Annotated in this window: 26 protein-coding genes; 6 read left to right on the plus strand and 20 right to left on the minus strand. The window is 63.1% G+C overall.

Features of this window, described 5'->3' with window-relative positions; translation table 11 throughout:
• Window positions 1–9 precede the first annotated feature (9 nt).
• Together BWP39_RS14760 and BWP39_RS14765 are read right to left on the minus strand one after the other, a co-directional pair.
• Window positions 10–666, minus strand: coding sequence for an SCO family protein (locus tag BWP39_RS14760; RefSeq protein WP_096721313.1), 657 nt, complete (start codon window positions 664–666; stop codon window positions 10–12).
• Between the two features lie 31 nt (window positions 667–697).
• On the minus strand, window positions 698–1,414 hold the full coding sequence (locus tag BWP39_RS14765; protein WP_096721315.1) for an SURF1 family protein: 717 nt from the start codon (window positions 1,412–1,414) through the stop codon (window positions 698–700).
• Window positions 1,415–1,519: 105 nt separating this feature from the next.
• On the opposite strand from BWP39_RS14765, the gene BWP39_RS14770 reads away from it, so the two are divergent.
• Entirely contained in the window at window positions 1,520–1,729 is a 210-nt protein-coding gene (locus BWP39_RS14770) for a twin transmembrane helix small protein (protein WP_096721317.1), read from the plus strand.
• A gap of 286 nt (window positions 1,730–2,015) precedes the next feature.
• On the opposite strand, the gene BWP39_RS14775 is transcribed toward BWP39_RS14770, so the two are convergent.
• From BWP39_RS14775 to BWP39_RS14810, 8 genes are all read right to left on the minus strand, one after another.
• Window positions 2,016–2,873, minus strand: coding sequence for a cytochrome c oxidase subunit 3 (locus BWP39_RS14775; protein WP_096721319.1), 858 nt, complete (start codon window positions 2,871–2,873; stop codon window positions 2,016–2,018).
• Between the two features lie 93 nt (window positions 2,874–2,966).
• Entirely contained in the window at window positions 2,967–3,173 is a 207-nt protein-coding gene (locus BWP39_RS14780) for a DUF2970 domain-containing protein (RefSeq protein ID WP_096721321.1), read from the minus strand.
• 26 nt (window positions 3,174–3,199) lie between these two features.
• Window positions 3,200–3,784 carry a cytochrome c oxidase assembly protein gene (locus BWP39_RS14785; RefSeq protein ID WP_096721323.1) on the minus strand — a complete coding sequence of 195 codons (585 nt, stop codon included), beginning with the start codon at window positions 3,782–3,784 and terminating at the stop codon, window positions 3,200–3,202.
• 44 nt (window positions 3,785–3,828) lie between these two features.
• On the minus strand, window positions 3,829–3,963 hold the full coding sequence (locus BWP39_RS31735) for a cytochrome oxidase small assembly protein (RefSeq protein ID WP_091009532.1): 135 nt from the start codon (window positions 3,961–3,963) through the stop codon (window positions 3,829–3,831).
• A gap of 116 nt (window positions 3,964–4,079) precedes the next feature.
• Window positions 4,080–5,693, minus strand: a complete 1,614-nt coding sequence (gene ctaD, locus BWP39_RS14795; RefSeq protein ID WP_096721325.1) for a cytochrome c oxidase subunit I — start codon at window positions 5,691–5,693, stop codon at window positions 4,080–4,082.
• Window positions 5,694–5,738: 45 nt separating this feature from the next.
• Window positions 5,739–7,388 (minus strand): cytochrome c oxidase subunit II, encoded by a 1,650-nt coding sequence (coxB, locus tag BWP39_RS14800; RefSeq protein WP_096721327.1) that lies wholly within the window; start codon window positions 7,386–7,388, stop codon window positions 5,739–5,741.
• A gap of 63 nt (window positions 7,389–7,451) precedes the next feature.
• Window positions 7,452–7,925 carry a DUF2244 domain-containing protein gene (locus tag BWP39_RS14805; protein WP_170043858.1) on the minus strand — a complete coding sequence of 158 codons (474 nt, stop codon included), beginning with the start codon at window positions 7,923–7,925 and terminating at the stop codon, window positions 7,452–7,454.
• Window positions 7,926–8,190: 265 nt separating this feature from the next.
• On the minus strand, window positions 8,191–9,156 hold the full coding sequence (locus tag BWP39_RS14810) for a methyltransferase domain-containing protein (RefSeq protein ID WP_096721329.1): 966 nt from the start codon (window positions 9,154–9,156) through the stop codon (window positions 8,191–8,193).
• 84 nt (window positions 9,157–9,240) lie between these two features.
• Between BWP39_RS14810 and BWP39_RS14815 the strand changes: the two genes are divergently transcribed.
• Window positions 9,241–10,032: a ComF family protein gene (locus tag BWP39_RS14815; RefSeq protein WP_096721331.1), complete on the plus strand. Its 792-nt coding sequence runs from the start codon at window positions 9,241–9,243 to the stop codon at window positions 10,030–10,032.
• 34 nt (window positions 10,033–10,066) lie between these two features.
• Window positions 10,067–10,537, plus strand: a complete 471-nt coding sequence (gene trmL, locus BWP39_RS14820; RefSeq protein ID WP_096721333.1) for a tRNA (uridine(34)/cytosine(34)/5-carboxymethylaminomethyluridine(34)-2'-O)-methyltransferase TrmL — start codon at window positions 10,067–10,069, stop codon at window positions 10,535–10,537.
• 100 nt (window positions 10,538–10,637) lie between these two features.
• Here trmL and BWP39_RS14825 read toward each other — a convergent pair whose 3' ends face one another.
• The 5 genes from BWP39_RS14825 to BWP39_RS14845 all read right to left on the minus strand — a co-directional run bounded on the left by BWP39_RS14825 (window position 10,638) and on the right by BWP39_RS14845 (window position 15,568).
• Window positions 10,638–13,091, minus strand: a complete 2,454-nt coding sequence (locus BWP39_RS14825) for a penicillin acylase family protein (protein WP_096721335.1) — start codon at window positions 13,089–13,091, stop codon at window positions 10,638–10,640.
• A gap of 157 nt (window positions 13,092–13,248) precedes the next feature.
• A complete protein-coding gene (locus BWP39_RS14830; RefSeq protein ID WP_096721337.1) occupies window positions 13,249–14,247 on the minus strand; it encodes an NAD(P)H-dependent glycerol-3-phosphate dehydrogenase in 999 nt (332 codons plus the stop codon).
• Window positions 14,248–14,268: 21 nt separating this feature from the next.
• Complete coding sequence (gene secB / locus BWP39_RS14835; RefSeq protein ID WP_096721339.1) at window positions 14,269–14,739, minus strand: protein-export chaperone SecB; 471 nt, start codon at window positions 14,737–14,739, stop codon at window positions 14,269–14,271.
• Between the two features lie 143 nt (window positions 14,740–14,882).
• A complete protein-coding gene (grxC, locus tag BWP39_RS14840; RefSeq protein WP_091009499.1) occupies window positions 14,883–15,146 on the minus strand; it encodes a glutaredoxin 3 in 264 nt (87 codons plus the stop codon).
• A complete protein-coding gene (locus tag BWP39_RS14845) occupies window positions 15,143–15,568 on the minus strand; it encodes a rhodanese-like domain-containing protein (protein ID WP_096721341.1) in 426 nt (141 codons plus the stop codon). Before BWP39_RS14845 ends, grxC begins: the two co-directional genes overlap by 4 nt.
• A 137-nt stretch (window positions 15,569–15,705) precedes the next feature.
• Between BWP39_RS14845 and gpmA the strand changes: the two genes are divergently transcribed.
• The 3 genes from gpmA to BWP39_RS14860 all read left to right on the plus strand — a co-directional run bounded on the left by gpmA (window position 15,706) and on the right by BWP39_RS14860 (window position 19,106).
• A complete protein-coding gene (gene gpmA, locus BWP39_RS14850) occupies window positions 15,706–16,452 on the plus strand; it encodes a 2,3-diphosphoglycerate-dependent phosphoglycerate mutase (RefSeq protein ID WP_096721343.1) in 747 nt (248 codons plus the stop codon).
• A gap of 216 nt (window positions 16,453–16,668) precedes the next feature.
• On the plus strand, window positions 16,669–18,255 hold the full coding sequence (locus BWP39_RS14855; RefSeq protein ID WP_096721345.1) for a S41 family peptidase: 1,587 nt from the start codon (window positions 16,669–16,671) through the stop codon (window positions 18,253–18,255).
• An 89-nt stretch (window positions 18,256–18,344) separates the two neighbouring features.
• A complete protein-coding gene (locus BWP39_RS14860) occupies window positions 18,345–19,106 on the plus strand; it encodes a HesA/MoeB/ThiF family protein (protein ID WP_091009490.1) in 762 nt (253 codons plus the stop codon).
• Window positions 19,107–19,142: 36 nt separating this feature from the next.
• On the opposite strand, the gene ptsP is transcribed toward BWP39_RS14860, so the two are convergent.
• From ptsP to gshA, 5 genes are all read right to left on the minus strand, one after another.
• Window positions 19,143–20,891, minus strand: coding sequence for a phosphoenolpyruvate--protein phosphotransferase (gene ptsP, locus BWP39_RS14865; RefSeq protein WP_096722600.1), 1,749 nt, complete (start codon window positions 20,889–20,891; stop codon window positions 19,143–19,145).
• Between the two features lie 233 nt (window positions 20,892–21,124).
• Entirely contained in the window at window positions 21,125–21,394 is a 270-nt protein-coding gene (locus tag BWP39_RS14870) for an HPr family phosphocarrier protein (RefSeq protein WP_096721347.1), read from the minus strand.
• Window positions 21,395–21,445: 51 nt separating this feature from the next.
• Window positions 21,446–21,925, minus strand: a complete 480-nt coding sequence (locus tag BWP39_RS14875; RefSeq protein WP_096722602.1) for a PTS sugar transporter subunit IIA — start codon at window positions 21,923–21,925, stop codon at window positions 21,446–21,448.
• Between the two features lie 315 nt (window positions 21,926–22,240).
• Entirely contained in the window at window positions 22,241–23,197 is a 957-nt protein-coding gene (gshB, locus tag BWP39_RS14880) for a glutathione synthase (RefSeq protein WP_096721349.1), read from the minus strand.
• A gap of 93 nt (window positions 23,198–23,290) precedes the next feature.
• Entirely contained in the window at window positions 23,291–24,580 is a 1,290-nt protein-coding gene (gshA, locus tag BWP39_RS14885; protein WP_096721351.1) for a glutamate--cysteine ligase, read from the minus strand.
• Window positions 24,581–24,724: the final 144 nt, after the last annotated feature.

A 24,724-nucleotide genomic window follows, 5' to 3' on the forward strand; every position in this document is an offset into this window, starting at 1 on the left:
ATGCGTGCATCAACCGATGCTCGACCACTTCAGCAGCTTCGTGATGTCACCCTTGATCTTGCTCGGGTTCGGATCCTTCGGGAAACGCATCATCAGATTGCCGTTCGGATCGACCACGTAGATGTGATCGGTCAGCTTCGTGCCTGTATCGACCGGCAACCATGCGGCGATCGCCGCCGGATCGGCCACCAGCATGCCGGTCTCCGGATACGCTTTCTGAATCACGTCGGGCACCGGCTTCGCATCGGTGCGCAGCCACACGCTGACCACGCGTTCACGTTCACCGCCCTGAGCAACGCGAATCTGCCGCATGAAAAAGAGCTTCGTGACGCAAGCCTTGTCGCAATCGCTGCTGTCGACGGCAATCATCAGCCAGCGGCCATGCATCGAAGCGAGCTTGATCGGCTTGCCGTCTTCACCGGTGACCACGAGCGACTCCGGAATCGGCCGCTGCGGGTCGATCAACGTGCCGTAGCTAGTCGTGCCGCCGGTCGGCTTGATCACGTAGTAGGTGAAATACGACGCGACGACAGGCGCCGCGCATATCACTGCGAGCAGCAGCAGCATCCAGCGGCCACGCCGCCATGAGCCGGCCGGCTTGCTGCGTTGCACGGCGTTGGCCGCAGGTTTGCCGGACTGCGGCGAACGGGAAGTTTGTATCGACACTGCTGTCCTCTTTCAATAATGATCCGGTGCGTCACGCACCGGACAACTGCTCTTTCTTCGCCGCGCGCCGCGCCGCGTACAAACCAAACACAAGCGCCGCGATCGCCATGCCCCACCACTGCAGCATGTAACCGTAGTTGCGCTCAACGCCAGTGGTCGGCGCGGGCCAGTCGCGCACGAGCCGGTCGCCATCGTCGCTCACCTGCTGGATCACGAACGGCTGCAGCGGCAACCCGGTTTCCACCGCATACGCGGCGACATCGAGATTCTGGCGAATCGCCTGATGTGCCGCGGATCCACCCTGCCCCAGTTCGAACGCCTTGCTCGCATCGGCACGCGCAATGCCTTCGATCTCGATCTCGCCCTTCGGCGTGTCGTACGGTTCGATGGCTGTGCGCTCGCTGGCATTGCGCGGCAACCAGCCGCGATTGACCAGCACATAGCCGCCGCCCGCGAGTTTAAAGGGCATCACAACGTAGAAGCCCGCTTGATCGTTATACGGCCGATTATCGAGGTACACGACCCGTTCCGGCACGAACTGTCCGAGCGCGCGCACTCGATGGAACTCGATATCCTTCAGCGCAACCGGTGCAGCACTCACCGTTTGCGCTGGCGCATGTTCGAACTGCACGATGTGCGCCTGCAGCGCTTCCTTCTGATGCGCGCGGTCGCGCTGCCAGAAACCGAGCCGCACCGTCAGCGCGACGACCACGAGAATCAGCAGAGCCGGGAGCCAGCGGATTTTCATCGGGCTCGTCCTGCGTGCGCCACGTGCCCTGCCTGCATACGACAGCCAATGCGCGGTGCGATAATAAGCACGTCGCTACCGCGCTCTCGATTCATAGTGGGTTTCATGCACATACTCGTTCCTATCGCCTTTGCCCTGATCATTGCCAGCATGGCCTCGGCGCTCTACTTCATGATGCACGACCGCGGCAAGACGAAGCGCATGGTCTGGTCGCTGGCGACCCGTGTGGGCCTGTCGATCTCGCTGTTCCTGTTCATCCTGTTCGCACACTGGATGGGCTGGATCCAGTCCACCGGCATTCCGATCGGCCGCTAGGGCTCTTAAGGCTGTCAGGCATCGCTGGCAGCGTAACGCGCGGCGCCGATACGTCGTGCTACGCGACTCTACGCTGCGTTAAAGACTCACACCTGCGACAGCGTGTCGCGCCCTACGCGTCCCTTCGTATCACAGGCAACGCACTCGCCGCACACACTACCGCCCCATCAAACAAAACGCCGCCCTGACACGGTCGAGGGCGGCGATGAGTCATTCCTGCATCCTTCTACTGCGCTCAGCAGCTTTTATCGCCGCGGCGCAACGTACTGCGGCGCGTGGCCGAACGTTACAGCCAGTAGACGACGACGTACAGCCCGAGCCACACGACGTCCACAAAGTGCCAGTACCATGCGGCGCCTTCGAATGCGAAGTGATGGTCCGCCGTGAAGTGCCCGCGGATCAACCGCACCAGCACGACCGTGAGCATCGTGCCGCCGAGGAACACGTGAAAACCGTGAAAGCCGGTGAGCAGGAAGAACGTCGAACCATACACGCCCGATGCGAGCGTCAGGTTCAGTTCGTTATACGCGTGGAAGTATTCGAAGCCCTGCAGGAACAGGAAGCAGACGCCGAGCAGGATGGTCGCCGCCAGCCACACGATCGCCTTGTTGCGATGATTTTCACGCAGCGCATGGTGCGAGACAGTCAGCGTCGCACCCGACGACAGCAGCAGCGCCGTGTTGATCGTCGGTACCGGCCACGGTGTCATCGACTTGAAGCTCGACACGAGCGCAGCCGGCCCGTTGTTCGGCCACACCGCCGAGAAGTCCGGCCAGATCAGCTTGTAGTCGAGGCTGCCGAGTTCATGCAGCGCGATCTGGCGGGCGTAGAACAGCGCACCGAAGAACGCGGCGAAGAACATCACTTCGGAGAAGATGAACCAGCTCATGCTCCAGCGGTACGACAGATCGACACGCTTGCCGTACATCCCGCCTTCGGACTCGGAGATCGCATCGCCGAACCAGTGATACAGCACATACAGCAGCCACAGCAGGCCGGCGAGCGCAGTGAACGGCGCCCACGTTTCACCGTTCACCCATGCCGCCAGCGAACCGAGAATGACCAGCAGCCCAAGGGCTGCGGTGATCGGATGCCGCGACGGGTGCGGTACGAAATAGTACGGGCTCTCGTTTTGACCGCTCATGCTTGATTCTCCACTTCAGTCCAGTTGTTCCGGAAGCTCCGGCTGTATCTTATACGGCGCCTCGGTGCTGCGCCGTTCACGCTTATAACCGCTTCATCCCACCACGGCGCGCACGATCAGAATCAGCACACCGATGAAAATTGCCGCGCCCAGCAGCGCAGCGAGCACTACGTGCAGCGGGTTCAACTGCGTTGCATCCGCTTCGAGATCGCGCCGTTTGCGCACACCCAGAAACGACCACATCACGGCCTTCATCGAACGGCCGAAGCTGCTTGTGCCGCGCCCGCTGTCGTCCCCCATTTGCCTAGCCTCGCTTTTGCTTCCGCTCAGGCGGGATTCACCGCCGTCCCGCGCACAACCGGCGCGGGCGTATTCAATTCAAAGAACGTGTAGGACAGCGTGATCGTCTTCACATCCTTCGGCAACTTCGGATCGACGACGAACACCACCGGCATCCGTTTCGTCTCGTTCGCAGTCAACGTCTGCTGCGTAAAGCAAAAACATTCGATCTTCTTGAAGTACTCGGTGGCCTGCTTCGGCGCGTAGCTCGGAATGGCTTGCGCCTGGATCGTGCGCGCCTGCTCGTTCGAGACTTCGTACATCACCGTCGTCACTTCGCCAGGGTGCACATCGAGGCTGCGCTGCTCCGGCCTGAAACCCAACGGACCGCGCGCGTTCGCATCGAATTCGATCGAGATCGTGCGGCTCATGTCGACCTGCGTGTTCTTCGCTTCGCGTGCCGTGGCATCGCGCTGCACGAGGTTGTTGATGCCGGTGATCTGACAGATCGCGCGGTACATCGGCACCAGCGCGAACCCGAAGCCGAACATCAACGCGGCAACCACGACGAGCTTCACCAGCATCGAACGGTTAAAAGAGCGATCGGCCTCGGCCGGGTCCTGCGTCGACATCGAACGTCCTCAACGAACTTACCTGCGAAAACTGCACCCACACGTCAGGCGAAAAACACCTGCCTGATGAAGATACCCACAAAAAAGGCGGCAGCGACACCGAGCAGGATCAAGCCCAGCCGTTTGTTGCTCGCACGGATCTGTTCCGGCGTACGCCCTTTTTGTGGATTCCCGCTCATGCTGGACTGCCTTGTTGCTTCATTCATCCTGTCTCATTCATCGATAACGGCGCCAAGTTTGCGCGGCGCTCCGGTCAGACTCACATCGGGACCGGAACACCGCGCGGGAATACGGCTTACTCGACCGTCGGCGGATGCTCGAAGGTATGGAACGGAGCCGGGCTCGGCACCGTCCACTCGAGACCTTCCGCACCGTCCCACGGCTTGTCGCCAGCCTCTACGAGGCCATGACCGCCGCGATACGCCGGCAGCGCGACCGCAAACAGGAAGTACACCTGCGCGAGACCGAAGCCGAATGCGCCGATCGTGATGACCTGGTTCCAGTCGGTGAACTGCGCCGGATAGTCAGCGTAACGACGCGGCATACCGGCGAGCCCGACGAAGTGCATCGGCAGGAACGCGAGGTTGAAGAAGATCATCGACGCCCAGAAGTGGATCTTGCCGCGCGTCTCGTTGTACATCCAGCCGGTCCACTTCGGCGCCCAGTAGTACCACCCGGAGAACAACCCGAATAGCGAGCCCGCCACCAGCACATAGTGGAAGTGGGCGACCACAAAATAGGTCCCGTGATACTGGATGTCGAGCGGCGCCATCGCGAGCATCAGCCCCGTCAGACCGCCGAACGTGAACACGAACAGGAAGCCGACCGCGAACAGCATCGGGGTTTCGAAGGTCAACGAACCGCGCCACATCGTCGCGACCCAGTTGAACACCTTCACGCCCGTCGGCACGGCGATCAACATCGTCGCGTACATGAAGAACAGCTGGCCCGTCACCGGCATGCCGGTCGCGAACATGTGGTGCGCCCAGACCATGAACGACAGGATCGCGATCGATGCCGTTGCGTACACCATCGAGCTATAGCCGAACAGCGGCTTGCGCGCGAACGCCGGGATCACCTGCGAGACGATCCCGAACGCCGGCAAGATCATGATGTACACCTCGGGGTGGCCGAAGAACCAGAAGATGTGCTGATACATCACCGGATCGCCGCCGCCTGCCGCGTTGAAGAACGACGTGCCGAAGTGGCGGTCGAACAGCACCATCGTGATCGCGCCGGCCAGAACCGGCATCACGGCGATCAGCAGATAGGCGGTGATCAGCCAGGTCCACACGAACATCGGCATCTTCATCAGCGTGAGGCCCGGTGCGCGCATGTTCAGGATCGTCACGACGATGTTGATCCCGCCCATGATCGACGATGCACCCATGATGTGGACCGCGAAAATCGCGAAGTCCATACCCGGGCCCATCTGCGTGGAGAGCGGTGCGTACAGCGTCCAGCCCGCGGCGGTCGCGCCGCCCGGTGCGAAGAACGAACCGACCAGCAGCACGGCCGCAACCGGCAGCAGCCAGAAGCTGAAGTTGTTCATCCGCGCGAAGGCCATGTCCGACGCGCCGATCTGCAGCGGGATCATCCAGTTCGCGAAGCCGACGAACGCCGGCATGATCGCACCGAAGACCATGATCAGCCCGTGCATCGTGGTCAACTGGTTGAAGAACTCAGGACGCATGATCTGCAGTCCGGGTTCGAACAGTTCCGAGCGGATCAGCAGCGCCATCACGCCGCCGGACAGGAACATGATGAACGAGAACAACAGGTACAGCGTACCGATGTCCTTATGGTTGGTCGCGAACAGCCAGCGGCGCCAGCCATGGGGCAACTCGTGCGCATGGTCGCCGTGCACGTGCTCGTGACCCGCGGCTACATCGTGTCCGATGCTAGACATGACAATCTCCTAAAACGAATACTGCTGCGGCTGTGTGCGTACGCATCAGGCGGCCGGGCTGATCTCAACACGCCGGGCTTCTTTCGCGTCGCTACCGCCCGTGACGGTTTCCGGCTTCTTCAAGATGATGTGGTCTTCGGCGATACCGGCCGCTTTCAATGCGTCGCGCACAGCTTGCGCACGATGCTTCGAGAGTTCGGCGTTGGTCGCGGCCGAGCCGCTCGCATCGGTGAAACCCGACAGTGCGAGCTTCGCGTCCGGATGGGCTTTCGCGTAGGCCGATGCGGCATCGATCGCGGCTTTCGCGTCGGCCGGCAGCGTACTCTTGCCGATGTCGAAGTAGATGCTGGCGGGCAGCGCGGCTTGCGAAGCCGCTGCGCTATCCGAGGCACCTGATGCAGCCGTTGCACCCGATGCCGCGGCATCCGCACCGCTCGCCGCTGCGGCGCCGCTTGCTGCGGTAGCGTCGCTTGCACCCGCTGCTGCGCTCCCGAGATGGTCGCCGCCTGCGGGCATCTTGCCGTTGCGGGCATCCGCGACCTGCTTCGGCTGGAGGATGTCGCCCGTGTGGTTGCCCCAGGAGTTACGTTCGTACGTGATCACCGAAGCAATCTCGACGTCGTTGAGCGTGTTGCCCCACACCGGCATCGCACCCTTGCCGTGCAGCACAATGCTCACGTGTTCTGCAATCGGACCGTTGGCGATCTTGCTGCCATCGAGCGCAGGGAACGCGCCTGCACCCTTACCGTTCGGCTGGTGGCAGACCGCGCAATTCGCCGTGTAAACCTTCCCGCCACGATCGAGCAGTTCGGCGAGCGTGTAGGTCTTGTTCGGATCGTCAGCGGCGGCGGCCATCAGCTTCTTCTGATCGTCGACCCACTTCGCGTAGTCGTCGGCAGACAGCACTTCGACGACGACCGGCATGAACGCGTGTTCCTTGCCGCACAGTTCCGTACAGAAACCGCGGAACGTACCCGTCTTGTCGGCCTTGAACCACGTGTCGCGTACGAAGCCCGGAATCGCATCCTGCTTCACGCCGAACGCCGGGACGTACCACGAGTGCACGACGTCGTTCGCTGTGGTAATGATGCGGATCTTCTTGTCGACCGGCACGACGAGCGGATGGTCGACTTCCTGCAGATAGGTATCGCTGATCGGCGCTGTGCCGTCCGTTTCGCTACGCGGTGTGGATAGCGTGGACAGGAAGTTGATCCCTTCGCCCGGCCCCTTCACGTAGTCGTAACCCCACTTCCACTGGTAGCCCGTGACCTTGACGGTGAGGTCGGCATTGGTCGTGTCCTTCATCGCGACGACGGTCTTGGTGGCGGGTAGCGCCATCAGCACGACGATGACGAACGGAACGATCGTCCAGATGATTTCGACGGTGGTGCTTTCGTGGAAATTGGCCGCCTTGTGGCCTTTCGATTTGCGGTGCGCAAACATCGAATAGAACATCACGCCGAACACCGCGACGAAGATCACCGTGCACAGGATCAGCATGAACGTATGGAGGCTGTAGAGCTCCTCGGCGATCTTCGTGGCGGGCGCCTGGAAATTGATCTCGTTGACGCGGGGACCGCCAGGACTGTCGCCTACTGCCAGGGCCGCGCCGGCGAAGAGTAACCCGCCACACGCCAGCACGCCCGAGAGGGCTCGCTTGATTGTTTTCATAGCTTCCTTACCCAAAATTTCCATTCAAACCCTCGACCCCGCAGGAAGGTTGTGCCGCGCCTCCTCGCAACGGCACGGCTCGCCGTATCAGCAACGCCTGAGCCACATACGCAGCTCGGCGGCGAACTGCGCGCGCCGATACTGCGCCAGATGCAGCCCGATCGTGATCGTCTCTCCACGCGACATCAGCTTGATGCGGTCCCGCGGTGTTGCGCCCGGCTCAATCCTCACCCAGCGCGGATTGAATTCGAACTGCGTGACCCGCTCGGCGCTGACCTGTTCGACGACGAGCCGGTTAGGAAACAGCCGGATGCGCTCGTAGTCGACAGCATGGCGCGCGTATATTGCAAAAGCCACTCCAACCGCCAGCAAATCGATACCGGTAAACGGCAACACCAGCCAGGCGCCGCGCAACACCAGTACCAATGCAATCAACAACGAGAACGCCGCAAGCGACATATAGAAACACACGAACTGCCGTGGCGATACCGAACAGTTGCGCTTCATGAGCCAGTCTCGCAGGACCGGCTCAGAATCTGTCAGCAGATCTGTAGCATCCATCGCTGTCTCCTGCGAACCGGCGCCGACTGCTGCAAGCACCGCCAGTGGCAAGGCATACCGCCCTTCGGCGCTTCGGGCCTGCCGCTCAAGTGTGGGAACCCCGAGCGACAAACTGACGCATTATAGGCGGGTTCAATGGCATCCACAAGCAAGCGTCTATCGGCTCGCAAGCCAGGCGCGACAAGCCTCTGCGCCATTTCGACGCAGTCTTGCAAGCGCTTTTTGGCCGCGAATTCCAGACATAACAGATGCCCTCTTTACCGCTTCAACGATTCTTCCCCAAGCCCCGCCCGATGTCCTCGAGACGAACGATGCCGTGTCCTTCGGCCGTCGTGCGCGGCACGGCTTTCCATGCGTGACCGTAGATCACTTCGAAGGTGAGCGCGATCGTACCGTCGGGGCTGCGGCGCGCTTCCAGCGCGGCCAGCAGCGCGCGATGCAGACGGCGCGCGGCCTGCGGCGATGCGTCGTCGCGCACAAACGGGTAGGCGCCCCAGCGGCGGACGTCGGCGAGCAGCGACTCCGGCGAGCGATAGGTGATGGTCAGCGTTTCCTGGTCCATCACCGGAATCTCGAAGCCGCTTTCCACCAGCATGTCGCCGAGATCGTGCATGTCGACGAAATCGATCACGTGCGCGCGCGCGCCGAGTCCGTGCGCGGCATCGACCTGCGCGTATGCACTGCGCAATTCTTTCAGTGTGTCGGGACCGAGCGTGCTGAACATCAGCAGGCCATTCACCTTGAGTACGCGTTGCCACTCAGGGAAAACCAGATCAGGACGTGAGTGCCAGTGCAGCGCGAGATTGGACCAGACGAATTCGAACGCGCCTGCAGCGAACGGCAGCGCGGAGAAGTCGGCCTGCGCGAAGCGCGGGCCGCGGGTGCCGAGCGCCCTGCCGATCGATGCAGGCAGGAAGCGGCGCCAGCTCGTGTCGCCGCCATCGTGATCGAGCGCGCGGCTCAGCATCGCGTGCGACAGATCGGTGCCGAACACCGGCGCTTCGGGAAACCGTTCACGCAGCGCGGGCAGGTCCTCGCCCGCGCCGCAGCCTGCGTCGAGCACGCTGGCCGGATTGATCTTGATGTAGTCGAGACGCTCACGCATGCGCTGGGCGATCTCGCGCGGGAGAAAGGCGACGTCGTCGAAGGTGGCGGCGCGGCGGTCGAAAATCCGCCGCAGGCGCCGGGAATCGTAGGCCGGACGGCTGGATTTTGCAGACGATGGGGGCATGGGAGTCGTACGGGCGAAGTGTGCGAAGTATACTCGCTCGCTCCTATCCGTTCAGCGCAGGAGGCCTTCGCGGGCGGTCCAGTCATGCCATTGCCGGCTTTGTCATCAATTTCTTCTTCGCTGAACCTGCGGGTTGCGCGTATCGCGCGACGCGTGGGCACCGCGCTGCCGCACCTCGGCCATGCGCTGCTACCCAACCTGTGCGCGTTATGCGGCAATTTGTCGCAGCAGGTGATCTGCGCCGACTGCGACGCCGCTTACTGGAATGAAGCGCGTCTGCGCTGCCGGGTTTGCGCGGCGCCGCTCGGACGATTCCGCTACGCAGCGGCGGCCGGCTATCGATGCGGCGACTGCGTCGCGGCGCCGCCGTCGTTCGATGCGACGTTCGCGCTGGCCGACTATCGGCCGCCGCTCGATGCGCTCGCGACTGGTCTGAAGTTTGGCGCCCGGCTGATGCTCGCGCGGGAATTCGCGTTGCGTCTTGCGCGCGTGGCCGACGACGCGCTCGACGCCACCGCCCGGCCCGACCTCGTGGTGCCGGTACCGCTCGCGCGGCGGCGACTGGTGCAGCGCGGCTACAACCAGGCGTGGGAAATCGCGAAGCCGTTCGCCCGCGCGTTACGGCTGCCCGCCGATCCGACGCTGCTGGTGCGCACGCTCGATACCGCGCCGCAGTCGCGACTCGACCGCGCTGCGCGGCAGCAGAACGTCGGGGCCGCATTCGTCGTGACAAAGCCGGTAAGCGGTCTGCACGTCGCGGTGGTCGACGACGTGATGACGAGCGGCGCCACACTCGATGCGCTCGCGCGTGCGCTCAAGGCCGCGGGCGCGCAACGCGTGACCAGCTTCGTTGCGCTACGCACGCCGCAAGACTAGTCCTACAACGCTTTCTATCTGGCCTCTCATCACCATGTTCAACGTCGTTCTTGTCGAACCGGAAATTCCGCCGAACACCGGCAACGTGATTCGCCTGTGCGCCAACACCGGCGCCCGGCTGCATTTGATCGAGCCGCTCGGCTTCCCGCTCGACGACGCAAAAATGCGCCGCGCGGGCCTCGACTATCACGAGTATGCGCAGATGCATGTTCATGCGAACTGGTCCGCATTCATCGCAACCGAAGCTCCCGACCCGGCACGCATGTTCGCGTTCACAACGCGCGGCGCCGGGCGTTTTCATGCGCATGCGTTCCTGCCTGGCGACTGGTTCGTGTTCGGCGCGGAGACGCGCGGTCTGCCCGATGCGGTGCTCGACGGCTTCGCGAACGAACAGCGCGTGCGCCTGCCGATGCAGCCAGGCAACCGCAGCCTGAACCTGTCGAATACGGTGGCGATCGTGGTGTTCGAAGCGTGGCGTCAGGCTGGTTTCGAAGGGGGCGAGTGAGGGCGCGTGGGTTCGTCGAAATAGCGCAGTGTGTGAGCATCGCGTCGTTGAAGCACGCGATGCTCATGCACCTGCACCTGATATGAAGATCAACAGCGGCTCACGGCCTCAATTCCAGCCGATGCACCGCGCTGCCCGGCAGGAACGGCGTCGCCTCGCCATGCACCCAGGCTTCATGCCCCGCGAGAAAGTACGGCGACATTGGATGCCCTGACTGCCCGCCCGGCATCTCGAAGATGCCATCCTGCTCGCGCCCCGGCGATACGACCATCCGCTCGGAAGAACCAAACGTCGGCGACTGCACGCGCGGCATGTAGAAGTCGCCCGGCAACTCATCGTGTGGCGCGCTGAGCCAGTCGCGTACCCACGGCAGCCACGCAGGGATCATCTGCGCGAATGGATGCGCGATCGCCGAGCGGTTGTGCTCGCCCCAACGCGCGTCCTCGACCTTTGTGCCGGCAGGTAACTGGCCGATCGTATGGTCGACCCGGTCGAGCATGAAGGCACGCCAGTCGGCGAAGCCGTCCGGCACCCAGGCGTGCTGGGCCGCAAGCGCCTCCATCACCGCCTCGTGACGCGAACTCGCGGCGCGATAGCCGAGTCGCGAGTCAGTCGCCTTGAGCGTTGCGTCGAGCTTGCCGAACCACGCGTCGTAGAGCGAAAAGTAGAACCCGCGAACCAGCCGGTAACCGGTCCCATCGACATCCGCGCGGCCGTTCCACTGCTCGATCGCTTGCCGGAATGCGGCGCGCTGTGGATGGTCCTTCAACGCGTCGGCATCGAGCGCGTCGAGGGCGACATGGCGCCAGGTTTCAATCCACAGGGCGCGGTCATCGGTCTGGATTGCCAGCAGGTCGCGCTCGCTAGCATGCGGCAACGCCAGCAGATCGTCGCGGATCTGTGATGCACGTGCGCCGAGGTCGGTGCCGCCATCGCCGTACAACGCCACCTCGTCGAGCGGCACGGTGCGATTGTTGGCGGTCCACAATCGTCCGAGCGGCGGGTCGATCCGCGACGGATACGCATCGGGCGCCAGATAGCCCTGCCAGCCGCGATAGGTGGCCGAATCGAGCGGCAGGTCGCTGAGCGGTCCGCTCGGTAGATCGGTGGCTGCGTCGCGGTGCGGCACAGGTCCGGCAAGCGTCCAGCCGATCTTGCCGTGCGCATCGGCGACGGCGAAGTTCTGCGTGGGAATCCCGCTGATCTGCGCGACATGCAGCGCATCCGCGACACTCGCGGTGCCTTCGAGCTGCTGCAGATTCAGGTTGATCGCCTCGCGATCGTGCGCGACCCAGCGCATCGCATAGGCATGCGAGCCGACGACAATCTGCGGTCCCCACTGCGTCTCGACCACCGGCAGATCGACCGGCGCTGCACCTTTGACGGCGATGCGTTCGTGATAGACCGTCGAGCGTGCCCAGCTGCCGTCCGCGATCCGGTATTGCAGCGGATCGGCGGGATTGCGCTGCAGTTCGATCAGATCGATGTAGCGGCCGTAGCTGTCGGTGAAGCCCCACGCGATCTGCCCGTTGCTACCGGCGATCACGAGCGGCACACCGGGCAGGCTCACGCCAGTAACGTGGCGCATTTGTCCATCCGGTCCGGGCCACGCCAGCGATAGCCGATACCAGATGTTCGGCAACGACAAACCCAGGTGCATGTCGTTAGCGAGCAGCGCGCCGCCGTGCGCACTGTGCGCACCATCGACGGCCCAGTTGTTACTGCCGATCATCGAGCGGTTGATCGTCGGGCTGTCGTCTATCGAACCCGCTTCATGCGCGGCGACGCTTGCCGGTTTCGACATAGACAGCCAGTCCGGGCGCGTGGCAGGCGGCGTCGCGAGCGCATCGTGCGCGGGCACCGCGACATCGAACGGCGCGTCCCAGTGGCTCGTCGCGGGGAGCATGAAGGTGTACAGATCCGCGGGCACGCGCTCTCGTAACGCGGCGCGCGACAGGATGCGGGACTCCTCATCGCTCTGCAGATCGAAGTACATCGTATAGACAGTGAGCAGCGTGTCTTCGGGACGCCACGCCGCGGGCTGCGTGCGCAGCAGCCAGTATTCGAATGGGCGCGAAGCCAGCGACTTGAGTCCGTCGTTCACGCCCGCCGTGTATTGATCGAGCAGTTGCCGTTGCTCCGGAGGCAACGCGGCGATCAACGCCTGCGCGCGTTCGCGAAAACGGTGCAGCCGGTTGCGGCGATCGAGTGGCAACGCGGCCGGACCGATCAGTTCGGACATCTCGCCCGCAGCGACACGGCGCAACAGATCCATCTGGAAGAAGCGATCCTGCGCCTGCACGAAACCGATACCGAAGGCGACATCAGCGCGGGTGCGGCCTTGTAGCGTCGGTACGCCGAGCGCATCGCGATTAATCGTTACCGGCGCGGATAGCGTCGAAGCAACGTGGGTTCCATCGAGCTGCGGCAGACTTGCACGCAAGGTCGCCCAGGTGGCGATTGCGATGACCGCGAGGAGCGCAATCAACAGGCAGAGCAGTGTGATCAACCAGGCGGAATACCGCCTTCTCGAGCGAGGGATTGGACGATTCATTGCGGAAAGCGCGAGGTTCTTGTCGCCGACCGGTCAGGGGGTGTCGATCGGGCCAAACGGTACGCACCGATAGTACGGTGTTTTATTAACGTACCGTGCCGAAGTGACACTGAAGAGTCCGGGTCATGCAGCCATGCCGCATAAACCGCGGACTTCGCTACTCGGCTTTCGCGTCGCGCCGCAACAGCGCGCTGACTGCATCGCGCGGTGCGACGCCTTCGAACAGTACCGCGCACACCGCCTGCGTGATCGGCATGTCGATGCCGTGCGCATGGGCGATGGCCAGTACCGCCTGCGCGCAGCGCACGCCTTCCGCGACGTGGCCGAGTGTGCCGAGAATCGCGTCGAGCGGACGGCCCGCCGCAAGCTGCATACCGACTGTCCGATTGCGCGAGAGATCGCCGGTAGCGGTGAGAATCAGATCGCCGAGCCCGGTCAGACCGGTGAACGTCTCCGTACGACCGCCGAGCGTCGCGCCAAGACGCGACATTTCCGCGAGACCGCGCGTGATCAGCGCTGCGCGCGCGTTGAGCCCGAGGCCAAGGCCGTCGGCAATGCCGGTGGCAATCGCCAGCACGTTCTTGACCGCGCCGCCCACTTCGACGCCGACGACGTCGTCGCCGGTGTAGATGCGCATCGCGCCATGATGAAACGCGGCGACGGTGCGCTCGCGACACTCCGTCGACGTACTCGCCACCGTCAATGCAACCGGCAGGCCCTGCGCCACTTCACGTGCGAAGCTCGGACCGGACAGCACGCCGTTACTGGGATGACCTGCAAGCTCTTCTGCCACGACCTGATGCGGCAACCGCTGCGTGTCCGCATCGAAACCCTTGCACAACCAGACGATATGCGCCGGTACCGCCGCCGCATCGCGCATCGCACGCAGCAGTCCACGCAGGCCCGCAACCGGCGTCGCAACGACACACAACGCGTCGTCAGCGGCGCCGTGCGCGAGCGCGGCGGCGAGCTGCGTTTCATAGCGCAACGCCTGCGGCAACGCAACGCCCGCTAGATAGTGGGCGTTTTCATGTGCAGTGGAGAGTTCGGCGACGAGCGCGCTGTCGCGCGCCCAGAGCACCGCATCGTGCCGCGCGGCCAGATGGCCGGCGAGTGCGGTGCCCCATGCACCGGCGCCGAGGACGGCAACCTTCATACCCGGCACCGTGCGCGAGCGTCAGTGTTTCGCGGTGCTTTGCGCCGCGCTTTCCTGCGACGCAATCTGCGCCAGACGCTGCTCGTAGAGCGCCTGGAAGTTGATTTCGGCGAGATGGATGGGCGGGAAACCTGCACGGGTGATCGCGTCGGCGATGTTCGAGCGCAGATACGGGAACAGGATGGTCGGGCAAGCGATGCCGACGAGCGGATCGACCTGTTCCGCCGGAATGTTGCGGATGTCGAAAATGCCGGCCTGCTTCGCTTCGATCAGGAACGCGACCTTGTCCGACACCTTGGCGGTCACGGTGCCGGTGACGAGGATTTCGAACACGCTTTCTGCCAGGCGTTCGGCCTTCACGTCGACTTCGACCTCGACCGACGGCATTTCCTGTTCGAGGAAGATGCCCGGCGAATTCGGTTGCTCGAGCGACATGTCCTTCAAGTAGACACGCTGGATGTTGAAGAACGGCTGGTTATTCTCGTCGGACATGATTAAGTGATTCCCTGAATGTAGTTGCGGCGTGCCATGTTTCCATGGCCCGCCAGTTCGGTGTACTGCTATGCGCCACCCCGTCACGGAGCCCGCCAGGAGCGGCTCGCGCCGCGCCGCCTGGCACCGCGTCAGCCGGACGCTTACGCGGCGACTTCCAGCAGCGGCGTCAGACCGCCCTTGCGGTCGAGCGCGGAGAGATCATCGTAGCCGCCCACATGGGTGTCGCCGATGAATACCTGCGGCACCGTACGCCGGCCGGTACGTGTCATCATTTCTTCACGCCGGGTCGGATCCTTGTCGATGAGCACTTTTTCAACGTGCTCGACGCCGCGCGACTTTAAAAGACGTTCGGCCATCTGGCAATACGGACACACCTGCGTGCTGTACATGATCACTTTGTTCACTTTGCAGCTCCTTGCTTCACGACCGGCATGCCGGCCTGCTGCCAGGCGTTGAGACCGCCCTGCAGAACATGGACTTCGGCGTAACCCGCATCCTGCACGACGCGCACCGCCTTGTTCGACTGCTGGCCAGTCTGACACACCAGCAGCACCGGATTGCTCTTGTTCTTCACAAGCTGGCCGACCTTCGCCTGCAATTCGGCAAATTCGAGGTGGCGTGCCGACGGCAGATGACCCGCCGCGAAATCCGCCGCCGAACGCAGATCGACGACCACGGCGTTGCGCCGGTTGATCAGCTGCGTGGCCTCGCTAGCGGTGACGCCGCCACGGCCACGGCGGCTGAGCGCCGGCCACAGGAGCAACGCACCAGAGATGAGGGCAATCGCGATGAGTACAAGGTTTGTGTAATCGGTGAAAAACTTCACGGAAAATCCGCCGAAAAAGAGAGAAATCGAAAAGGAGAATCCAGCCATTATAAAATAACCGCCTGTCGCCGATACGACCGTCCGCTTTCGGCACCTCGGCCCGACGCTTTACCGCTTCCTTACTACCGACCGGCACCATGTACAAACTCGTTCTCATCCGCCACGGCGAATCGACGTGGAACAAGGAAAACCGCTTCACCGGCTGGGTCGACGTCGACCTGACCGAGCAGGGTAACCGCGAGGCGCAGCAAGCCGGCGTCCTGCTGAAGGAATCGGGCTACACGTTCGATATCGCCTACACGTCCGTGCTGAAGCGGGCGATCCGTACGCTGTGGCACGTGCAGGACCAGATGGACCTGATGTATCTGCCAGTCGTGCATTCGTGGCGTCTGAACGAGCGCCATTACGGCGCGCTGTCGGGGCTGAACAAGGCCGAAACTGCGGCGAAGTACGGCGACGAACAGGTCTTGGTCTGGCGTCGTAGCTACGACACGCCGCCGCCCGCACTCGATCCGTCCGACGAGCGCACCGGCTACGCCGATCCGCGCTACACGAAGGTGCCGCGTGCCGATCTGCCGCTCACCGAGTGCCTGAAGGACACGGTCGCACGTGTGCTACCGATCTGGAACGAATCGATCGCGCCGGCCGTCAAGTCGGGCCGCAAGGTGCTCATCGCCGCGCACGGCAACTCGCTGCGCGCGCTGATCAAGTACCTCGACGGTATTTCGGACAACGATATCGTCGGCCTGAACATTCCGAACGGGATCCCGCTCGTCTATGAACTCGACGAGAACCTGAAGCCGCTCAAGCACTACTACCTCGGCGACCAGGAAGCGATCGCGCAGGCACAAGCCGCGGTCGCGAAGCAGGGCAAGGCGGGTTGATCGCGAGGCGCGGCGGGTCGCCGTACACCGCCGCGCCACCCGCCCGAGCGTTACCGCACATTTCTTTGGCACAACCGCGCCGGAAGCCCGAACCACCCCCGACGGCGACTGTCGAACCGCGATTGCGTCACCGCTCACAGCCTGGGCAGGTGTGCAGTTATACTTGTCCGTCGCTTTCTACCTGACGCTGCCACGCGCTCCCGACTGCCCCACTCTATGCGAAAGAATCTGAAAAACATCGGCCTGATCGCTGCGGGCCTTGCCACCGGCGTGTTTGCCACGCTGCAACTGTCCGCCTCCGCCCAGCAAGCCGCCTCTGCCCCGCTGCCGCTCGACCAGCTCCGTCTCTTCGCCGAAGTATTCGGACAGATCAAGCATGAGTACGTCGAACCGGTCGACGACAAGAAGCTGCTCACCGCGGCGATCAAGGGGATGGTCGCAAGTCTCGACCCGCACTCGTCGTATCTCGACAAGACCGATTACCAGGAACTGCAGGAGCAGACCAAGGGCCGCTTCGCGGGTCTCGGCATCGAAATTTCATCGGAAGACGGGCTGATCAAGGTGATCTCGCCGATCGAGGACACGCCCGCGTTCCGCGCCGGCATCCGTCCGGGCGATCTCATCACGCGCATCAACGACAAGCCGGTCCGCGGCATGACGCTCGACCAGGCGGTCAAGCAGATGCGCGGCGACCCGGGCACCAAGGTCACGCTGACCATCTTCCGCAAGACTGACGACCGCACGTTCCCGCTCACGGTGACACGCGCGATCATCAACGTGCAGAGCGTGAAGATGAAGGTCCCCGCGCCGGGCTACGGTTATATCCGCATCACGAGCTTCCAGGAACGCACGACGCCCGACCTCGCAGCCAAGCTCAGGGACCTCGCGCGCCAGCAGCCGAACCTGAAGGGCCTGATTCTCGATCTGCGCAATAACGGCGGCGGTCTGCTGCAAAGCGCGGTCGGCGTCGCCGGTGCGTTCCTGCCGCCGGATTCGGTCGTCGTCTCGACGAACGGCCAGATCCCGGATTCGAAGCAGGTGTATCGCGACAACTACGATAACTACCGCCTGCCTTCGTTCGACAGCGATCCGCTGAAGGATCTGCCGCCAATCTTCAAGACCGTACCGATGATCGTGCTGACCAACGCCTACTCGGCGTCGGCCTCCGAAATCGTCGCGGGTGCGCTGCAGGATCAACACCGTGCGCTGATCGTCGGCAAGACGACCTTCGGCAAGGGTTCGGTACAGACGGTCCGCCCGATGACCGCCGACACCGCCTTGCGCCTCACCACGGCGTACTACTACACGCCGAGCGGCCGTTCGATCCAGAACAAGGGTATCCGCCCGGACATCGCGGTGGATCAATACGCGGAAGGCGATCCGGACGACGCACTCGTCACGCGCGAAGTCGACTACTCGAACCACCTTGCGAACACGCAGGATCCGAACGAGAAGAAGGAAGAGGACCAGCGCGAACAGGAACGCATGGACCAGCTGCGTCTGCTTGAAGAGCAGAACGACAAGAAGACGCCGGAGCAACGCCAGAAGGACCGCGACCGCAAGCCGATCGAGTTCGGTTCCGCCGACGACTTCATGCTGCAACAGGCGCTGAACAAGCTGGAAGGCAAGCCGGTGCAGGAATCGAAGTCGGCCATGGAACGCCGGCTCGCGCAGAACAAGCCGGCCCAGTCGGCTTCTGCGCCGGTCGCTGTGAAGCCTGCGCTGCCGGTTACGCCGGGGGCTTCTTCGCCGGCTGCTGCGACACCGGCATCGGCACCTGTGCCGGCCTCGCAAGGCAAGTAACGCTTCAGCCTGCCGTGTCTTCGCAGCCCACGCTGCGAAGACACTTCCCCCGCGCGACTAGAATAACGATAACGACGACGCGCCCCGCCATGAACGACGATCAACTCCTCCGCTATTCCCGCCACATCCTTGTCGACGAACTCGGCATCGAAGCGCAGCAGCGTTTTCTCGATGCACACGCGATCGTCGTCGGGGCGGGCGGGCTCGGATCGCCGGCCGCGATGTATCTGGCGGCAGCGGGTGTCGGACAGCTCACGCTGGTCGATGCCGATACCGTCGATCTGACCAACCTGCAGCGCCAGATCCTGCACGTCACGGCATCGGTGGGACGCAGCAAGGTTGAGTCCGGACGCGATGCAATCGGTCAGCTGAATCCCGATGTCGTCGTGAACGCGGTAACGGCACGAGCAGACGATGCGTGGCTCGACACAGCCGTGCCGCACGCCACCGTCGTACTCGACTGCACGGATAACTTCGCAACCCGCCACGCAATTAATCGCGCGTGCGTCGCGCATCGCGTGCCGCTCGTGTCCGGCGCGGCGTTGCGCTTCGATGGCCAGATCAGTACGTTCGATTTCCGCGACGATGCGTCGCCGTGCTACGCGTGCATCTTCCCGGAAGATCAGCCGTTCGAGGAAGTCGCGTGTTCGACGATGGGGGTCTTTGCGCCGACGGTCGGCATCATCGGTGCAATGCAGGCCGCCGAAGCCCTGCGCGTGATCGCCGGTGTCGGCACGACGCTCACCGGCCGGCTGATGATGCTCGACTCACTGCGGATGGAATGGAACACGATGCGCATCGCGCGGCAACCGGATTGCCCGGTGTGCGGCGGACGGCATCGTATCGCTTGAGGGTTGCGCGCGAGAGGTTTTGCGCAAAACGCGTAATCAGATTTCCGCGACCCGCTTCAGCGCGGCCTGCACTTCTTCCGGTTCGAACGAGGCCAGCACATCGGCCACCGGTTTTTCAAGCGTCTTCAGGTGCGAGCGCAGCACTTCCTGCTTGACGACCAGCAACTGACTCGGATGCATCGAGAACTCGGTTAGCCCCATGCCCAGCAACAGACGCGTCAGCGCCGGATCGCCGGCCATTTCTCCGCACACCGACACCGGCACGCCCGCGCGTTTCGCTTCGCGCAGCGTGAACGCGATCAGATGCAGCACCGCCGGATGCAGCGGATCGTACAGATGCGCGACCGCGTTGTCGGCGCGATCGATGGCTAGCGTGTACTGGATCAGATCGTTGGTCCCGATCGACAGGAAATCGAGCCGTTTCAGGAACAGCGGCAATGCAATCGCCGCCGCCGGAATCTCGATCATCGCGCCGACCTGCACGTTCGGATTGTAGGCAAGACCCGCGTCATCGAGCTGGCGCTTGGCCTCACGGATCAGATCGAGCGTCTGGTCGATTTCCTGCGCGTGCGCGAGCATCGGAATCAGGATCTTCACCGAACCAAACGCGGACGCCCGCAGGATCGCGCGCAACTGCGTGAGGAACATCTGCGGCTCGGACAGACTCCACCGGATTGCGCGCAGACCCAGGGCCGGATTCGCCGCGGTCTCATACCCGTCGCCACCGCTGATCGATTCGAGCGGCTTGTCCGCGCCGACATCGATCGTGCGGATCGTCACCGGCAGGCCGTTCATCAGCTCGACAGCACGGCGGTAGGCGGCGAACTGCTCTTCCTCTTCAGGCAAGCGGTCCTTCGTGTTCATGAAGAGGAATTCGGTGCGAAACAGCCCGACGCCCATCGCGCCGGCTTCGACGGCCGCGATCGCGTCGTCGGGCAGTTCGATGTTCGCGCACAGTTCGATGCGCGTGCCGCACAGCGTCTGCGTAGGCGAAAACTTCAGGCGCTGCAGCTTGCGCTGCTCGAGCGCTTTCTCGCTCTGCCGATACGAATACTCTTCCAGCACGATCGGCGCCGGATCGACGATCACGATGCCATGATCGCCATCGACGATGATCAGATCATCCTGTCGGATCAGCGCGCTGGCGTGCTGCACGCCGACGGCAGCCGGAATGCCGAGGCTGCGCGCGACGATCGCCGTATGCGACGTGCGACCGCCGAGGTCCGTCACGAAGCCCTGAAAGGTCTGCGTCTTGAACTGCATCATGTCGGCAGGCGCGATGTCGTGCGCCACGACGATCATCTCCTCGCAACTGCCATGCACGCCGTCGAGCGGCGACGGCGATGCGCCGGCAAGCGCTTTCAGCAGCCGCTCCACCACCTGCTCGATATCGGCCTTGCGTTCGCGCAGGTACTCGTCTTCGATGTCGTCGAAGTGACGCGACAGACGTTCGAGCTGCTCGGTCAGCGCCCATTCGACGTTATAGCGGCGCGTGCGGACGAGATCGATGGTTTCCTGCACGAGCATCGCGTCGTTCAGGATCATCGAATGGACGTTGATGAACGCGCCCATTTCGCTAGGCGCGTCGGCGGCGAGATCCGCGCGCAGCGCGTCGAGTTCGACATGCACGCGCTGCTGGGCCGAGCGAAAACGCTCGATCTCGCCTTCCATCTGGGCGGGTTCGATCAGGTAGTGGTCGACGTCGAGTGCAGCCGGGGCGATCAGATAAGCCCGCCCGATGGCGATACCGCGTGACACGGGAATTCCATGCAGCGTGAAAGACACGCGCACCTCCTCTAGTTGTGTAATGCCGCGGCAAACCGCTGCAAAGCTAGCTCTCAGACCCCGGCGGCCATTATAAATTCCGCAGCCCGTTCACGCGTGTGTTGCTGATGTGCGGCGCAACATCGCAGGTTGCGCAAAAACCCGCGTAATAGCGCTAAAAAAGGCCATAAAAAAAGCCGCGGCAAGCCGCGGCGTTTCTTGTTCTGCGTAGTACACGCATCGAAACCGGCGGATTACTGGCCCTCGCCAAACTTGTTGGCAATCAGCTTCAGTAGCGCGTCCATCGCATCTTTTTCGTCCGTGCCTTCGGTTTCGATCAGCACGGTGCTACCGATCCCTGCTGCCAGCATCATCACGCCCATGATGCTCTTCGCGTTGATGCGCCGACCGTTGCGGCTCATCCATATTTCCGACTGATAGTTGCCTGCCAGTTGCGTCAGCTTGGCCGAGGCGCGCGCATGCAACCCCAGCTTGTTCACGATAGTCGTTTCCTGTTGCAGCATGTAATCGTCCGAAGCGCAGGTTGTGTTGTTAAAAACGAAACGGTGACGGTTCTAAGGGGTGGTGCTCTTCTGTGCGATCGCGGCCTCGGGCTGCGCGGTCGCCACACAGTCGCACGGGCTGCCCATCGAAGCCGCGGCCGGTGTGCCCGGCGTAATCGCATGAATGCCCTTGGTCGCACCGGCGAGCGCCTTGTCGACGAGCGTGTCGAGCGGTGTGGCGCGATAACAGACGGCGCGCACCAGCATCGCCAGATTCACGCCGGCCAGCACACGCACGTCGGGTAGCGACGCGAGATTGCCGGCGATGTTCGACGGTGTCGCACCGAACATGTCGGTCAGCACGAGTGCGCCGTTCTCTTCCTTGAGCCGGTCGATCTCCGCATGCGCGAACGCGACGACGGTGGTCGGATCGCAGTTGGGCATCACATCGATCACGCCGATGCGTGCGGGTAGCCCGCCGTAAATATGAGCGACACACTCGCGTAACGCGGAAGCGAGCGGAGCGTGCGCAATGATCAGAATGCCTGCCATATCGGTTTTGCAGCTAAAACGGCCTGATTCGCGGTCCGGACGCGTTGCCCGGCAGCGCGCCTGTTTGCCTTTGTTCGCCCTTCCGACCGGCCGATGATCGAATGGGCCCGAACGCGTCGCGTCACGGGCAAAGCCCGTGGGCAACGGCACGGCAACCATGCCCGATATCCTGTGCCGGGTGCGTCGTCAGCGTTTTGTCAGATGACGCAGGTTCCGGAGAGCGGGCATTGTACCAGTCCATTTTCGCGCTTCTTCAGCGTTCGTGCCCGGCACGCGTTCGGTTTCGTGCAACGGGCGCGTCTCCTGCAGTGATACTTAACCGACTGCGCGCTCCAGCGCGTCGACCAGCATCGCCGCCACGTCGAAGCCGGTCTGATCCATGATTTCGCGAAAACACGTCGGGCTTGTGACGTTCACTTCGGTCAGCCAGTCGCCGATTGCATCGAGCCCGACGAGCAGCAGACCGCGCGCGGCCAGCACCGGGCCGAGCGCCGCGGCAATTTCGCGGTCGTGCGCGGTGAGCGGCTGAGCGACGCCGAGCCCGCCCGCCGCCAGATTGCCGCGCACCTCGTTACCTTGCGGAATGCGCGCGAGCGAATACGGCACCGGCTCACCGCCGATCAGCAGGATGCGCTTGTCGCCATCCTTGATGTCGGGGATGAACTTCTGCGCCATGACCGAGCGCGCGCCGTCCTCGCTGAGCATTTCGATGATCGAGCCGAGATTCATGCCGTCGGCTTTCACGCGAAACACGCCCATGCCGCCCATGCCATCGAGCGGTTTCAGAATCACATCGCCGTGTTGCTCGTGAAATGCACGCAGGCGCGCCGCATCGCGAGTGACGAGCGTCGGTGCGACGAACTGCGGAAACTCGCCGATCGCGAGCTTTTCCGAATGATCGCGAATCGCCTGCGGCTTGTTGAAGATGCGCGCGCCGCCACGTTCAGCGAGTTCGAGCAGCCACGTCGACGTCACGTATTCCATGTCGAACGGCGGGTCCTTGCGCATCAGCACGGCGCCGAAGCGCTTCAGCGAGCGCACCTCGGCCCGCTCCGCCGCATACCACGGCGCGCGGTGCCCATCGGTCTGGTCACCGACGATCGCAAAGCGCCGCACGTTCGCCTCGACGTCGCCGCCGGTCCACGCCAGATCTTCCGGCTCGCACGCGTAAAGCGTATGGCCGCGCTTCGCGGCCTCGGCCATCATCGCGTAAGTCGAATCCTTGTAGATCTTGAAGCGGTCCAGCGGATCCGCGATAAAGAGAATGTCCATGAAGTCCCTGTTGCGCCCTCGCGGGCCTCGCGTTGACTATCGACTGCACTGCGGATTGCGCGGCGGAGCGCAGCGCAGATTGCAGCGCGACCTTTAAACCTGAATCGCTTCCGGGTCGGTTCTTTCCAGCTCCACCGATGCCGCCAGCAACCCGAGACGCGCGACCACGCCGTACATATAGAAGCGGTTAGGCGGCGCGGCGCCGGGTTTCGCGTGCGCATCCGGCAACGCGGTATGTTCGAAGCCGAGCGGCACGAAGTGCATGCCGGGCGCATTCAGGTTCTGATCGCGCTCGCGACTGCCATGCACGCGATAAAAACCGCCGACCACATAGCGGTCGATCATGTACACCACCGGTTCGGCCACTTCCTCGCCGATCCGCTCGAACGTATAGACGCCTTCCTGCACGATCACATCGTGCACATCGAGCCCATCCTTCGCAGTCGACATCTTCGTGCGCTCGCGGCTCGTCAGCGCAGCGACTTCCGATGCATCGTGCACGGTCATCACGCCCTTGCCATCGGTACCGGCATCGGACTTGACGACGACATACGGCTTTTCGGCAATGCCGTACTCACGATATTTCTTCGCGATCTTCTTCAGCACACCGTCGATGGCATCGGCCAGCGCAGCCTCGCCGGTACGCGCCTCGAAATCGACGTCTTCGACATGCGCGAAATACGGATTGATCATCCACGGGTCGATCTCGACCATCTTCGCGAACTTCTTCGCGACTTCGTCGTAGCACGAGAAGTGCGTCGACTTGCGGCGCACGGCCCATGCCGCATGCAGCGGCGGCAGCAGATACTGCTCGTGCAGATTTTCGAGCACCGGCGGAATACCACCGGACAGATCGTTGTTCAGCAGAATCGAACACGGATCGAAATTCTTCAGACCGAGCCGGCGAGCGGAGCGCTCGAGCGGCTCAAGCACGATTTTCTGACCATCGGACAACGCGATCGTGACCGGCCCGACGATGGTTTCATCGAGCGTTCCGAAACGGACGTGCAGGCCCGCCTGGCGCATGATGGTCGCGAGCCGTGCGACATTCTCCAGATAAAATGCGTTACGCGTGTGACGCTCCGGAATGACCAGCAGATTCTTCGCATCCGGGCAGATTTTTTCGATCGATGCCATCGCGGCCTGCACGGCCAGCGGCAGCACTTCCTGCGGCAGATTGTTGAATGCTCCGGGAAACAGGTTGGTATCGACCGGCGCGAGCTTGAAGCCCGCGTTGCGCAGATCCACCGAACAGTAGAACGGCGGCGTATGTTCCTGCCATTCGAGCCGGAACCAGCGTTCGATGGCAGGCGTAGCGTCGAGAATCCGCCGCTCGAGATCGAGCAGTGGACCATTCAACGCGGTGACTAGGTGCGGAACCATTGAGCACTCACGGGCTAAAGGAGCGATTGTAGAGGAAGCGGGGGTATTTGCCCCTTGCATGTTGGGATGATCGCGCAAGACGCAAGCCCAGGGCCACCCTCCTGCAAACAAGGTTTTATATCGGCCCGATAGCGGCGCGTTATC

Origin of the sequence: Paraburkholderia acidicola (assembly GCF_002362315.1) — a bacterium.
Lineage (GTDB): Bacteria > Pseudomonadota > Gammaproteobacteria > Burkholderiales > Burkholderiaceae > Paraburkholderia > Paraburkholderia acidicola.

Bases quoted from the DNA above. Each gene is read 5' to 3' on its own strand.
- BWP39_RS14765 (WP_096721315.1), bottom strand. From the start codon at position 1,414: ATGAAAATCCGCTGGCTCCCGGCTCTGCTGATTCTCGTGGTCGTCGCG.
- BWP39_RS14770 (WP_096721317.1), top strand. From the start codon at position 1,520: ATGCACATACTCGTTCCTATCGCCTTTGCCCTGATCATTGCCAGCATG.
- BWP39_RS14775 (WP_096721319.1), bottom strand. From the start codon at position 2,873: ATGAGCGGTCAAAACGAGAGCCCGTACTATTTCGTACCGCACCCGTCG.
- BWP39_RS14780 (WP_096721321.1), bottom strand. From the start codon at position 3,173: ATGGGGGACGACAGCGGGCGCGGCACAAGCAGCTTCGGCCGTTCGATG.
- BWP39_RS14785 (WP_096721323.1), bottom strand. From the start codon at position 3,784: ATGTCGACGCAGGACCCGGCCGAGGCCGATCGCTCTTTTAACCGTTCG.
- BWP39_RS31735 (WP_091009532.1), bottom strand. From the start codon at position 3,963: ATGAGCGGGAATCCACAAAAAGGGCGTACGCCGGAACAGATCCGTGCG.
- ctaD (WP_096721325.1), bottom strand. From the start codon at position 5,693: ATGTCTAGCATCGGACACGATGTAGCCGCGGGTCACGAGCACGTGCAC.
- coxB (WP_096721327.1), bottom strand. From the start codon at position 7,388: ATGGAAATTTTGGGTAAGGAAGCTATGAAAACAATCAAGCGAGCCCTC.
- BWP39_RS14805 (WP_170043858.1), bottom strand. From the start codon at position 7,925: ATGGATGCTACAGATCTGCTGACAGATTCTGAGCCGGTCCTGCGAGAC.
- BWP39_RS14810 (WP_096721329.1), bottom strand. From the start codon at position 9,156: ATGCCCCCATCGTCTGCAAAATCCAGCCGTCCGGCCTACGATTCCCGG.
- BWP39_RS14815 (WP_096721331.1), top strand. From the start codon at position 9,241: ATGCCATTGCCGGCTTTGTCATCAATTTCTTCTTCGCTGAACCTGCGG.
- trmL (WP_096721333.1), top strand. From the start codon at position 10,067: ATGTTCAACGTCGTTCTTGTCGAACCGGAAATTCCGCCGAACACCGGC.
- BWP39_RS14825 (WP_096721335.1), bottom strand. From the start codon at position 13,091: ATGAATCGTCCAATCCCTCGCTCGAGAAGGCGGTATTCCGCCTGGTTG.
- BWP39_RS14830 (WP_096721337.1), bottom strand. From the start codon at position 14,247: ATGAAGGTTGCCGTCCTCGGCGCCGGTGCATGGGGCACCGCACTCGCC.
- secB (WP_096721339.1), bottom strand. From the start codon at position 14,739: ATGTCCGACGAGAATAACCAGCCGTTCTTCAACATCCAGCGTGTCTAC.
- gpmA (WP_096721343.1), top strand. From the start codon at position 15,706: ATGTACAAACTCGTTCTCATCCGCCACGGCGAATCGACGTGGAACAAG.
- BWP39_RS14855 (WP_096721345.1), top strand. From the start codon at position 16,669: ATGCGAAAGAATCTGAAAAACATCGGCCTGATCGCTGCGGGCCTTGCC.
- BWP39_RS14860 (WP_091009490.1), top strand. From the start codon at position 18,345: ATGAACGACGATCAACTCCTCCGCTATTCCCGCCACATCCTTGTCGAC.
- BWP39_RS14870 (WP_096721347.1), bottom strand. From the start codon at position 21,394: ATGCTGCAACAGGAAACGACTATCGTGAACAAGCTGGGGTTGCATGCG.
- BWP39_RS14875 (WP_096722602.1), bottom strand. From the start codon at position 21,925: ATGGCAGGCATTCTGATCATTGCGCACGCTCCGCTCGCTTCCGCGTTA.
- gshB (WP_096721349.1), bottom strand. From the start codon at position 23,197: ATGGACATTCTCTTTATCGCGGATCCGCTGGACCGCTTCAAGATCTAC.
- gshA (WP_096721351.1), bottom strand. From the start codon at position 24,580: ATGGTTCCGCACCTAGTCACCGCGTTGAATGGTCCACTGCTCGATCTC.